The following is an 11,936-nucleotide window of genomic DNA, read 5'->3' on the forward strand; positions in this document are numbered from 1 at the left end:
GGTGGTGCCCGGCGTCGGCAGGCCGGGCACCACCGCACGCACCCGCCCTCTCAGCAGGTGCCGAGGTCCTGCCAGACACCCCACTCGCCGGTGGTGCCGGGCTCCTCGCCCGTCGTCCACCACTTGGCCTTCCAGGTGTGGCCCTTGTGCGAGACCTGCCCGCCGCCGGTGTACACCGTGCCGGCGGCCCACGGGGCGGCCGTGCACTGGCTGCCCGTCCCGCCGGTGACGGTCAGGGTGTAGGTCGCCGTGTGACTGGCGGAGGTGCCCTTGCCGGTGACGCCGATGCGGTACGTGCCCGAGGCCGCGGCCCGGGTCGTGGTCAGGGTGAGCGTCGAGGAGCCGCCGGCCGTCACCGAGGTGGGGCTGAGTGAGGCGGTGACACCGGCGGGTACGCCGCTGACCGTCAGGTCGACCCGCTGGGCGCCGCCTCCCGTCACCGCGGTGTTCACCGTGGTGGTGGCCGAGCCTCCCGCCGCCACCGATCCCGCGGCGGGCGCCGCCGTCACGGAGAAGTCGTCGGCCGGTGCGGTGGTGCCGCGGGTGAAGGGGGAGAAGATGTGGGTGAAGTCCCAGGTGTTCTGCTGGATCCCGGAGCAGTGGTCGGCGGCCGGGCCGCCGGGGCAGCCGCCGTTGTCCCGTTGGAGGGCCCAGAACGAGAGAGTGTTGATGCCCTTGGCCACCGCCCAGTCGTACACCCGGGCGGCGTTGGCCAGGGTGAACGTCTCGGCCGGGCCGAAGTCGTCGACGCCCGGCATCTCGGTGACGCCGATCATGCCCCACAGCTGGGCCGAGGTCTTGGCCGGGTAGAGCCGCGCGAGCTGGTCGTACAGGCCCTGGGCCGCCGTCTCGGTGTCGGCGGCCATGTCGTGGGCGGCGTTGTCGTAGTAGTCGAAGGTCATGAGGTTGACGACGTCGACGCGTGCGCCGTTGGTCACCGCGTTGCGCAGCACGGCGAGCCCGCTGGCGGCCGGCCCCCTGGTGGTCGTCGGCAGTGTGTAGGAGATCTCCAGCGGGCGGCCCTCGGCCGCGGCCCACTTCTGCACCAGCGCGATGGCCTTGTTCCGGCGGTCGATGCCGGCGGTGTTGTCGAGGGCGTCGACCTCGATGTCCATGTCGAGCCGCGAGACGTCGTAGGTCGTGACGACCTTCTGGTAGGCCGCGGCGATCTGGGCGACGTCGGTGCAGCTGTCGGCGATCTCCGTGCCCGTGGTGTCCGCGGTGTAGCCGCCGAACGACGGGATGACGTCTCCGCCGCGCGCCTGGATGGTCTTGATGTCGGCGCCGAAGCTGGAGCCGGCGATCGGCAGGTCCGTGTCGCCGTTCCAGTACGGCGTGCAGGACCCCGCGGTGGCGGTCTGCAGGAACGCCATGGTCAGGTGCTTCGCCCCCGACTCGGCCGCCTTCGCCGCGGGGCTCTCACCCGTCCAGGACTCGAAGTACGGAGCGAAGACGTGCGCCGGCAGCGGGGTCGCCGCCTGGGCGGTGCCTGCGCCGGTCACGGCCATGGCGGCCGCCGCCAGCGTGGTGGCGGCGCCGGTCGCGAGCGCGCGGAGGGTTCGTAAGCGTCTCATGTCTGTCCCAGCTGTCGGGGGGGGTGGCCGCGCACCGCGGTCAGGTGCACCGGTGTCGGGGTTACGGGATATCGGTCCCGCCGACAGCGTGTCAATGGTCTGGACCAAGATAGGACTAGACCACTTGGGGGGATGATCGGACACACCCGCTGGCCGACGCGCCGCCGGGCGGGGAACCACGCACCGGGAAGTATCGGTCCCGTCCGCCGAGCGGCTACCTGAGCGGCTCGCTCAGCTCGATCGCGCGCAGGGCCGCCGCGAGCGCCGGACCGTCGCCCGTGTCCAGGGCCGTGTCGGTGAGCTTGATGACGTGTTCGTCGCCGTGTGCCAGGGCGCGTTCCACGACCTCCTCGGCCGTGAAGGTGCCGGGTGGCGTGTAGCCCACCGGGCCGTCGGGCGCGTACATGGCGGTCACCGCCGCGGACGCCGTCCAGGCCACGCGCAGGCTCGGCACCCACAGGGCGCGCGGCAGTGCGGGCAGGGTCCGCAGCACGGCGTTGGGGGCGGTGGCCGCGTGGACGAGCATCGTGGGCTCGCCGTGGCCGTGGGTGGCGTACCGGTGGGTGGCCGCCCGCACCAGCTCCGCGAGGTGGCGTCTCGCAGCGTCGGGGTCCGTGACGTCGGCCGCCCACACCGGCAGGCCGCGGACCCGGCCGAGCCGGGCGGGGAAGCCGCCGTCGCGTACGCCGATGGGCGGCACCGCGTCGAGGGCGGCGGTGGCGCTGCCGGCGCCGGGCAGCGGGGTGAGGCCCGAGACGGTGTGGTGGCGGGCGGCCCAGTAGCCCAGGCCGTGGGCGAGTTCGGCCAGGCGCGGCCCGGTGCTCTCGCCGGACAGCAGCGTGCGCACGGCGTGGCCCACCCGGATCACCGGGTGGGACGCGCCCCCGTACACGCCGGGCAGGAGGAGGGGCCACCACTGGGCGAGTACGTCGCGCCAGGGGCGCTCGGCGATCTCGTGGGAGAAGTGGCCGATCCAGTCGGCGGCCCGGCGCGGATCGCCGAGCGCGGCACGCCAGTTGGCCGGCGTGACCGGCTCGACCCCGGTCGGGAGGTCCTCCAGCCTGGGTGCGTACACGTCGAGCCAGCGGTGCACCGCCCGCGCCTGTCCCCGGGCCGCGAGCGACTCGACGGCCATCGGCGCGTGGTTGGTCAGCCACCCGAGCCGCTCGGGTCCCGACCGGTGCAGCCGTTGCAGCGCCTCGTCCAGTGCCCCCGTGTCGTGCGATGTCCCTGTGTCGTCCATGACCTGGACGCTATGCGGGGCGGGGCGGCGGCGTAACGGGCCGCGGGCGTAGGCCGGGACCTACGCCGTACGGCGGAGGGGTGCCCGCCCGGAACCGCTCCCGGCGCACTCCGGCCGTGGTGGCACCGAGGCGGCCCGGGCCGGATCCGCCCGGGTGTCAGCCCCGGGCCGGATCCGCCCGGGTGTCAGAAGAAGACCCCGCACCGCAGCAGGACGTTCGCGTACGGCCTGGCCTCGCCCGTCCGCACCACCAGACGGGCGCCGGACGTGAGTGACTTGAGGTGCTCGTGCGGCACGAGGGTGAGGGCGGGCAGGCGGGCGGACAGGAGGCGTGCCGTGCCCGGGTTGGCCTCGCGCACCTCCTCGGCCGCCGTCGCCGCCTCCACCACGAGCTCGTCCAGCAGTCCGTCCAGGATCTCCGCGAAGGAGGGCACACCGGCCCGGAAGGCCAGGTCGACGACCCGGGGCCCCTCGGGGATGGGCATGCCCACGTCGCAGACCAGCACGCCGTCGCCGTGGCCCAGTCCGGCGAGGGCGCCCGCCAGGTGACGGTTGAGGATGCCTGACCTCTTCACCGTGCGGAGACCTCCTCCGCGGTCGGGAAGGACGCCTGCGCGCCCTTCTTCGTGACGGCCGCCGCACCGACGCGGACGGCGAAGGCGGCGGCGTCGGGGAGCTCCTCCCCCAGGCCGAGCCGCCAGGCCAGGGCGGCGGTGAACGCGTCGCCCGCACCCGTCGTGTCCACCGCCTCGACCGCGGGGCTGGGTACGTGCACGGAGCCGCCGCCCCGGGTGTCGGCGACCAGCGCACCGGCCGCGCCCAGGGTGACCACCACCGAGCGGGGACCGAGCTCCGTGAGCTCCCGGGCCCAGAGTTCAGGGGTGGCACCGGCGCCGTCCCCCAGGATGAAACGTGCCTCGTGCTCGTTGACCACCAGCGGGTCGCAGGCCGCCAGCACCTCGGCGGGGAGCGGGGCGGGCGGGGACGGGTTGAGCACGAGCCGGGCGCCGGGCGCGAGACCGCGCGCCGTCTCGGCGACCGTGTCCAGAGGGATCTCCAGCTGGACGGAGACGACGCGGGCGGCGGACAGCAGCGGCGCCGCCGCCCGGACGTCGGCGGGGGTGAGCCGGGCGTTGGCCCCCGGGGAGACGACGATGCTGTTGTCCCCCGAGGGGTCGACCGTGATCAGGGCGACCCCGGTGGGCGCCCCTCCGACGAGGACTCCGCCGGTGTCGACGCCCGCCGCCCGCTGCGACTCGAGCAGGAGCCGGCCGTGCGCGTCGTCACCGACGCGGGCCAGCAGGGCGGTACGGGCTCCGAGGCGGGCGGCGGCGACCGCCTGGTTGGCACCCTTGCCGCCGGGGTGGACGGCCAGGTCGGAGCCGAGCACCGTCTCCCCCGCGGCGGGGCGCCGCTCGACGCCGACGACCAGGTCGGCGTTGGCCGAGCCGACGACCAGGAGGTCGTACCGGGAGACGGTGGTGTCCTCGTTCTCGTACATCTGTGCTGCTGCCTTCCGTGGGCGGGGCGGTCAGGAGAAGTCGGCGACGTTCTGCCGGGTGACTACCTTGACCGGTACCTTCACCGTGCTGTCGACCTTCTCGCCGTCGGCCGCCCGCACCGCGTTCCGCACGGCGATCCGGCCGAGCTCCTTCGGCTGCTGGGCCACGGAGGCGTACAGCGTGCCGGCCTCCACCGCCTTCAGCCCGTCGGGGGTGCCGTCGAAGCCGACGACGGAGACGGACTTCCCGGCCTCCGCGCCGAGGGCCTTGACCGCGCCGAGCGCCATCTCGTCGTTCTCGGCGAACACTCCGGTGATGCCGGGGTGGCCCTGGAGCAGGTTGGTCATGACGTCCAGGCCCTTGGTGCGGTCGAAGTCGGCCGGCTGGGTGGCCACGACCCTGATGCCCGGGTACGCCTTGATGCCCGCGGCGAAGCCCGCGCCGCGCTCGCGGCTGGCGGAGGTGCCCGCGGTGCCCTGGAGGACGACGATGTCACCCTTGCCGCCGAGCTTGCCGGCGAGCGCCTTCGCGGCGAGCTTGCCGCCGGCCACGTTGTCGGAGGCGACCAGCGTGGCCGTGTCGGCCTTGTTGACGCCGCGGTCGGCGGCCACCACCGGGATGCCGGCCTTGTTGGCGCTGCGGACGCCGGGCCCGACCGCGTCGGAGTCGACCGGGTTGACGATGACGGAGTCCACCTGGGAACTGGTGAAGTTCTGCAGCTGGTTGGCCTGCTGGGAGGCGTCGTTCTGGGCGTCGGTGACGGTCAGGTCGATCCCGGCCTTCTCGGCCTCCGCCTGCGCCCCCTGCTTCATCTGCACGAAGAAGGGGTTGTTGAGGGTGGAGAGCGACATGCCCACCTTGGTCGTGGTGCCGGAGGAGCCGGAGCCGAAGAAGGAGACGCCGGCGATGACGGCGGCTACGACGACGACCGCGAGGCCCCCCTTCACCGCTGTCCTGCGGCCGGATCCCGGCGTGCCCGGACCGGCCGCGCCGGACGGCGCGGCGGCGCCGGAACCGGCCTTGCGGCGCAGCGTGTCGAGCAGCACCGCGAGGGCGATGACGACGCCGATGACGACCTGCTGCCAGAAGGCGGAGACCGAGAGGAGGTTGAGGCCGTTGCGCAGGACGGCGAGGATCAGGGCGCCGATCAGCGTGCCGGACGCCTTGCCGACGCCACCCGCCAGGCTGGCACCGCCGATGACGACCGCGGCGATCGCGTCCAGTTCGTACCCCTGCGCGGCCTGCGGCTGGGCGGAGACGAGCCGGGAGGCGAGGACGATGCCTGCGACGGCGGCGAAGAGGCCGGACAGGGCGTAGATGGCGAGCTTCTGCTTCTTGACCCGCAGCCCGGAGAGCCGGGCGGCCTCCTCGTTGCCGCCGATCGCGTACATCGAGCGGCCGATGTAGGTGCGGGCGAGGACGACCGCCGTGATCAGGCCCATGGCGATCATCACGAGGACCGGGACGGGAAGCCAGCCGCCGAGCGTGTCACCGAGTACGGAGACGGAGTCGGGGAAGGCGATGGGGCTTCCCTGGGAGATCACCAGGGAGAGGCCGCGGGCGACCGAGAGCATCGCCAGGGTGGCGATGAACGACGGCAGTTTCCCGTAGGCGACGAGTGCTCCGTTGACGAAGCCGCAGGCGATTCCGGTGGCGACGGCGAGGATGACGGCCAGCCAGACGGGGACGCCCGCCGAGGTGGCCGACCAGGCGAGGACCGTCGCGGAGAGCGCGGCCACGGAACCGACGGAGAGGTCGATGCCCGCGGAGACGATGACGAAGGTGACGCCGAACGCGAGGATCGCGGTGACGGCCGCCTGCACCCCGACGTTCAGCAGGTTCTGCGTGGTGAGGAAGTCGCCGGAGAGCAGCGACATCGCCACCAGGAGGACGACCAGCGCGGTGAGGGCGCCGTTGTCGAGCAGGAGGCGGCGGAGGGTGTGTCCGGCGCCGCCCGCGCCCGCCTTGCTCGGATGCGTGTCAGTGGCCACGGGGGCTCTCCTCTGCGTTCTCGGTGGGTGTGGTGAGGGGTGGCGCGCTGACGGCGAGGGCCATCACGGCGTCCTGGGTGGCTTCGTGGGCGGGGAGTTCGCCGGCGATCCGGCCCTGTGCCATGACGAGGACCCGGTCGCTCATGCCGAGGACCTCGGGCAGGTCGCTGGAGATCATCAGGACTGCGTGGCCGGAGGCCGTCAGCTCGTTGACGAGCTGGTAGATCTCGACCTTGGCACCGACGTCGATGCCCCGGGTCGGCTCGTCGAGGATCAGCACGCGGGTGTCCGCGAGCAGCCACTTGCCGATGACGACCTTCTGCTGGTTGCCGCCGGAAAGGGTGCGGACGTGCTGGCCGAGGCCCGCCATCCGCACACCGAGCTGTTCGGCGATCGCCGCGGCCGCCGCGCGCTGCCCCTTGAGGTCGACGAGGCCCGAGCGGCTGGCCGCCCGCAGGGTGACCAGCCCGAGGTTCTCCTGCACGGAGGCGTCGAGCACCAGTCCCTGGCCCTTGCGGTCCTCGGGCACCAGGCCGATTCCGGCGCCCATGGCGGCGCTCACGTCGTGCTTGGCGAGCCGCTCCCCGAGTACGTCGACGGTGCCGGTGTCGTACGGGTCGGCCCCGAAGACCGCCCGGGCGACCTCGGTGCGGCCGGCGCCGACGAGTCCGGCGAGGCCGACGACCTCGCCGGCCCGCACGTCGAAGCTGATGTCGTGGAAGACACCGCCGCGGGTGAGGCCGCGCACGGAGAGCAGGGGCCGGCCGGCTTCGGGCCGCTCACGGGGGTACTGCTGGTCGATGCTGCGTCCCACCATCAGCTGGACGAGCTCCGGCTCGGGGGTCGAGGCGGGCACCTGGTCGACGCTCCGGCCGTCGCGCAGCACCGTGACGCGGTCGCCGAGGGCGGCGATCTCGTCGAGGTGGTGGGTGATGAAGACGATGCCGACGCCGTCGGCCCGGAGCTGCCGCACGATGCGGAACAGCTTCTCGACCTCCTCGGAGGTGAGGACCGCGGTCGGTTCGTCCATGATCAGCACGCGTGCGTCGAGGCTGAGCGCCTTGGCGATCTCGACCATCTGCAGGCGTGCGATGCCCAGGTCCCGGATCCGGGCGCGGGGTGAGACGTGCAGTCCGACCCGGCGCAGCAGCACCTCGGCGTCGGCCTCCATGGTCCGCCGGTCGATCAGGCCGTAGCGGCGGGGCTGGCGGCCGAGGAAGATGTTCTCGGCGACCGTGAGATCGGGGACCAGGTTGAACTCCTGGTAGATCGTGGCGATACCGAGCTTCTCGGCGTCCTGGGCGCCGTTGATGCGGACCTCCTGCCCCAGGGCGAAGATCCGGCCGCTGTCGGGGCGGTAGGCGCCCGAGAGCATCTTGATGAGGGTGCTCTTGCCCGCTCCGTTCTCGCCGAGCAGGACGTGCACCTCCCCGCTGCGCAGGTCGAAGTCGACCCTGTCCAGGGCGACGACTCCGGGGAAGGTCTTGCGTACGCCTTCGATGCGCAGCAACTCCACTGACTCGCTCACGCGTTGCTCCTCGGATCGGGTGCGGGCAGGGCCGGCTCGCCGCAGGAGCCGCGCACGACGAGACGGGCGGGCAGGGTGACGGACTGCGGGGGCCGGCCCTCGACGATGTCGACGAGGGCGCGCACGGCGGCGCGGCCCAGATCGCCGGTGGGCTGGGCGATCGCGGTGATCGGCGGATCGGTGTGGACGAACCACGGGATGTCGTCGAAGGCCGCGATCCCGATGTCCTCCGGGACCCGCAGGCCGTGCGCGCGGATGGCGTCGAGGGCGCCGAGGGCCATCAGGTTGTCGGCGGCGAACACGATCTGGGGCGGCTCGGCCAGGGCGAGGAACCGCTCGGTGGCGCGACGGCCGCTGGCCGCCTGGAAGTCCCCCTGGCCGATGTAGGCGTCGGGCAGGGCGAGACCGTGCGCGCGCATCGCCTCGCGGAAGGCCTCGACGCGTTCGTCGCCGGTGGTCGTGGCCGCGGGGCCCGCGATGATGGCGAGCCTGCGGTGGCCGAGGGCGTGCAGGTGGGCGACCAGGTCCTGGACCGCCCGGTGGCCGTCGGCGCGTACGACCGGGACGTCCACCCCGGGCATCCAGCGGTCGACGAACACCATCGGGGTGCCGGTGCGCGCGACGTCCAGCAGCAGCGGGGAGTCCCCGTCGGCGGGAGAGACCAGGAGGCCGTCGATCCTGCGGTCCAGCAGCGTGCGGACGTGGTGGTCCTGCTGCTCGGGCCGCTCGTCGGCATTGCCGATGATCACGCTGTAGCCGAGGGCGCGGGCCTCCTCCTCCACGGAGCGGGCGAGCGCGGTGAAGTACGGGTTGAGCACGTCGCTGATGACCAGGCCGAGCGTGCGTGTCTCGTCGGTGCGCAGTGAGCGGGCGACGGCGTTGGGCCGGTAGCCGAGGGCCTCGACGGCAGCGAGGACGCGCCGGCGCGCGTCGGGACTGACCGAGGGATGGCTGTTCAGTACGCGGGAGACCGTGGCGACGGAGACTCCCGCCTGTGCCGCGACATCCTTGATGCTCGCCATGTCCGGACCACCTGCTTGTGGTTTCCGTGCGCCTCGAAACCAGCGGTCCGGGCCGTGGAATCGATTACACGAGAGATTGGAATCGATTACACGGCCGAAAACAACCCCTGTACCCGCCCTCGAGACCTGATCGTGATGGTGGCGGGTCCGCGTCGCCCGCGGCGCGGTGCGGCGGCCTCCCGCCCCCGGCGTCCCTTGGCACGCCGGGGGCCGCCCCGTCTCGGGCACGGCTCCGGACTCGGACCACCGGCAGGGCCACGGGCCGGAGCGCCGCGCGGGGAAGTGGTCCGCCGCCTTCCGCACGGCCGGAGTGCGCCGGGAAGCCCGTGCGGCGAAACCCGGCCATGGACCTGTCCGGAATTGACCGGCGATTATTGGAGTCGATGAACGGCGGCCCGGAGGGCCCGTCACCCGGCGCCGTGGACACCCTTCGACAATGGCCCGCCGATTTCCCGGAGGGCCGTTCCGCTCATACCCGCGAGTATTCCGGAATGCCGGCCCCCAGCCTGTGGAGCCTCCCCGGGGGCCCCGGACCCGACGGACGGAAAACGGCTCCGCGGTGTGCGGCATATCCCGGCAGCACCTGGTCACACGGGTACGTCCGGACATGCGGCGCCCGGGATTCCTCACACGTCCGCGACGACGAAGGTGAGGAGAAGAGCGCAGTGCGCGCCCATGTCCTTTAGGTACGTATGGTTTCACCCATTCCACCACTGACTTCCGGACTCTTCACACGGAGTTGACCCGGCGGCCGTTTCCCGCCTGTTAGCGTCGCAGGAAACGCGGGTGCGGTATCGGGAGGAGGCGCAGGGTGCGAGATGCGGCGTCCCGGTTCGTTGTCACCCTCCTGACCGCAATACTGCTCGCGCTGCAATTCTCCGGCCCCACGAGCCACACGAACCCCACCGCGCAGGCCGGCGGCTCCCTCGCACCGTCCCCGGCGCCCGGCTCCCCGGTGACGCAGACGGTCTCCCGGGCTTCCACAGGCACGGACGGGGACGCGGCGACGCGTACGGGCGCGCGCATGGACGCGCGGACGGACCCGGGTGCGACAGCGGCCGGGCGGACGCTGATCCCGTGCGACGAGCCCGTCGAGGACGGGGACTCCCACGGCGCCCTGCGCTCCAGGGACCGGCACCGCACCGCCGTCGGCACGGCCTCGGAGAGCTCCTCGCGTTCCCTCGTGGCGGGTGACACCGGGCCGCGCCCCGACGCCGTGGCGCTCCTCCTCACGGGCGTCCCCCAGCACACGCCGAGATCCGCGGCCTCCCCCTCGCCCGCCGTCCTCCAGGTGTTCCGCTGCTGAGCTGAGCCGCCCCGCCCGCACAGGCAGGCAGCCCACGCGTCCCCACCCTCCGGGTGCGGCGCCGTCGGGCCGTGCCGCCGTGCCCGCGCGTGCCCCGCTCCCGTACACACACCGACGCGCACCCCCACCGCGCGCCAGGAGGACAACCGGTATGCAACTCCCCCTCGTCCACCCCCGACCGCTCCGCGGGCAGTGGCCCCCGCGACGTCCCGGGGCACGCCTCCGGCCGGGCCACGACGTGCCCTCCGACACCTCCCCGGCCCTGTGAGGGCCGCGATGGACCTCCGCACGTCCTTCCCCCACCTGCGGCACGACCTCGCCGCCTCGATCGTCGTCTTCCTCGTCGCCCTGCCCCTGTGCGTGGGCGTCGCCGTGGCCTCCGGGGTGCCGGCGGAACTCGGCCTCATCACCGGCATCGTCGGCGGAATCGTCACGGGCCTCATGCGCGGCAGCAGCCTCCAGGTGTCGGGACCGGCCGCCGGTCTGACCGTCCTGGTCTTCGAGGCGGTCCAGGCCTTCGGGCTCGCCGCGCTCGGAGTGATCGTCCTGGCCTCGGGGCTGCTCCAACTCGCCATGGGCGCCCTGAGGCTGGGGCGCTGGTTCCGCGCCATCTCCGTCTCGGTCGTCGAGGGCATGCTCGCCGGTATCGGGCTCGTCATCATCGCCGGGCAGCTCTACGCGGCGGCGGGCCTCGAAGCCCCGGCCTCCGGCCTGGGCAAGGTGGCCGGCCTCCCCGGGATCCTGGCCGAGGCCGCGGGCAGCACCGCGGTCCTCACGTCGCTCGCGCTCGGCGCGGGCACCGTCGCCGTGCTGCTGCTGTGGCCGCGGATGCCCGGGCGGGTGCGGGCCGTGCCCGGGGCCCTGGCCGCCGTCGTGCTGGCCACCCTCGCCTCGACGGCCTTCGGCCTGCCCGTCGCCACGGTCCAGGTACGAGGACTGCTCGACGCGGTCCAGTTGCCCGGAGCCGACGCCCTCGGGCAGCTCACGAGCCTCGGTGTCCTCGGGACGGTCCTGGCCTTCACCCTGATCGCCTCCGCCGAGAGCCTGTTCAGCGCCGCCGCGGTGGACCGGCTCCACGACGGGCCACGCACCCGGTACGACAAGGAGCTGATGGCCCAGGGAACCGGCAACGCCGTGTGCGGACTGCTGGGGGCACTGCCGATGACCGCGGTCATCGTCCGCAGTTCCGCCAACGTCCACGCGGGAGCGAGGACCAAGGCGTCCCGGGTCATGCACGGCGTGTGGCTGCTGCTGTTCGCGGCCCTGCTGCCCACGGCCCTCGGCATCGTCCCGCTGCCCGCCCTGGCCGGCATCCTCGTCCACGCGGGCTGGAAGCTGATCCCGCTGCGCACCGTCGTGGCGCTGTGGCGCGGGCACCGGGGCGAGGTGCTGGTCCTGGTGGTCACGGCGGTGGCCATCGTCACGGTGAACATGTTCGAGGGCGTCCTGATCGGCCTGGCCCTGTCCGTGGCCAAGACGGCCTGGGACGCGTCGCACATCACGCTGGACGTCGACGACGAGGAGCCCGGCCCCGTGCGGGCGCGCCTGTCGGGCAACGCCACCTTCCTCCGGCTGCCGAAGATACTGGACAGCCTGGAGGCCCTGCCGCAGGACCGGCCGATCGAACTCGACCTAGGCGGCCTCACCCACCTCGACCACGCCTGCCGGGCGGCTCTGGAGAACTGGGCGGCGCGGCACAGCGCACCCGGTACGGAGCCCGTGCAGCTGACCGGGCCGGCCGTGTCGAAGGTCCCCTCCGGCTGACGCCGC

9 protein-coding genes are annotated in these 11,936 nt (G+C 73.3%); 2 read left to right on the forward strand and 7 right to left on the reverse strand.

The window, feature by feature from the left end; translation table 11 throughout:
- Nucleotides 1-50: 50 nt before the first annotated feature.
- The 7 genes from ABZ371_RS20720 to ABZ371_RS20750 form a co-directional block, all read right to left on the reverse strand.
- Nucleotides 51-1,574 carry a chitinase gene (locus ABZ371_RS20720; RefSeq protein ID WP_358681653.1) on the reverse strand — a complete coding sequence of 508 codons (1,524 nt, stop codon included), beginning with the start codon at nt 1,572-1,574 and terminating at the stop codon, nt 51-53.
- Nucleotides 1,575-1,788: 214 nt separating this feature from the next.
- Entirely contained in the window at nt 1,789-2,817 is a 1,029-nt protein-coding gene (locus tag ABZ371_RS20725; RefSeq protein ID WP_358681655.1) for a questin oxidase family protein, read from the reverse strand.
- A 185-nt stretch (nt 2,818-3,002) separates the two neighbouring features.
- The gene (gene rbsD / locus ABZ371_RS20730) at nt 3,003-3,392 is read right to left on the reverse strand and encodes a D-ribose pyranase (RefSeq protein ID WP_358681658.1); all 390 of its coding nucleotides are present in this window, start codon (nt 3,390-3,392) and stop codon (nt 3,003-3,005) included.
- Nucleotides 3,389-4,318, reverse strand: coding sequence for a ribokinase (locus ABZ371_RS20735; protein ID WP_358681661.1), 930 nt, complete (start codon nt 4,316-4,318; stop codon nt 3,389-3,391). Before ABZ371_RS20735 ends, rbsD begins: the two co-directional genes overlap by 4 nt.
- 30 nt (nt 4,319-4,348) lie before the next feature.
- Nucleotides 4,349-6,310, reverse strand: coding sequence for a substrate-binding domain-containing protein (locus ABZ371_RS20740; protein ID WP_358681663.1), 1,962 nt, complete (start codon nt 6,308-6,310; stop codon nt 4,349-4,351).
- Nucleotides 6,300-7,838: a sugar ABC transporter ATP-binding protein gene (locus ABZ371_RS20745; RefSeq protein ID WP_358681666.1), complete on the reverse strand. Its 1,539-nt coding sequence runs from the start codon at nt 7,836-7,838 to the stop codon at nt 6,300-6,302. The genes ABZ371_RS20740 and ABZ371_RS20745 overlap by 11 nt, the downstream gene beginning before the upstream one ends.
- Entirely contained in the window at nt 7,835-8,860 is a 1,026-nt protein-coding gene (locus ABZ371_RS20750; protein WP_358681668.1) for a LacI family DNA-binding transcriptional regulator, read from the reverse strand. Before ABZ371_RS20750 ends, ABZ371_RS20745 begins: the two co-directional genes overlap by 4 nt.
- Before the next feature lie 811 nt (nt 8,861-9,671).
- Here ABZ371_RS20750 and ABZ371_RS20755 point away from each other — a divergent pair.
- Together ABZ371_RS20755 and ABZ371_RS20760 are read left to right on the forward strand one after the other, a co-directional pair.
- Entirely contained in the window at nt 9,672-10,166 is a 495-nt protein-coding gene (locus ABZ371_RS20755; RefSeq protein WP_358681671.1) for a hypothetical protein, read from the forward strand.
- 276 nt (nt 10,167-10,442) lie between these two features.
- The gene (locus ABZ371_RS20760; RefSeq protein WP_358681674.1) at nt 10,443-11,930 is read left to right on the forward strand and encodes a SulP family inorganic anion transporter; all 1,488 of its coding nucleotides are present in this window, start codon (nt 10,443-10,445) and stop codon (nt 11,928-11,930) included.
- Nucleotides 11,931-11,936 lie beyond the last annotated feature (6 nt).

Source organism: Streptomyces sp. NPDC005899 (assembly GCF_040629645.1).
GTDB lineage: Bacteria > Actinomycetota > Actinomycetes > Streptomycetales > Streptomycetaceae > Streptomyces.

Excerpts from the sequence above, each read along its gene's own strand:
- ABZ371_RS20720 (WP_358681653.1), bottom strand. The coding sequence starts at position 1,574 with ATGAGACGCTTACGAACCCTCCGCGCGCTCGCGACCGGCGCCGCCACC.
- ABZ371_RS20725 (WP_358681655.1), bottom strand. The coding sequence starts at position 2,817 with ATGGACGACACAGGGACATCGCACGACACGGGGGCACTGGACGAGGCG.
- ABZ371_RS20735 (WP_358681661.1), bottom strand. The coding sequence starts at position 4,318 with ATGTACGAGAACGAGGACACCACCGTCTCCCGGTACGACCTCCTGGTC.
- ABZ371_RS20750 (WP_358681668.1), bottom strand. The coding sequence starts at position 8,860 with ATGGCGAGCATCAAGGATGTCGCGGCACAGGCGGGAGTCTCCGTCGCC.
- ABZ371_RS20760 (WP_358681674.1), top strand. The coding sequence starts at position 10,443 with ATGGACCTCCGCACGTCCTTCCCCCACCTGCGGCACGACCTCGCCGCC.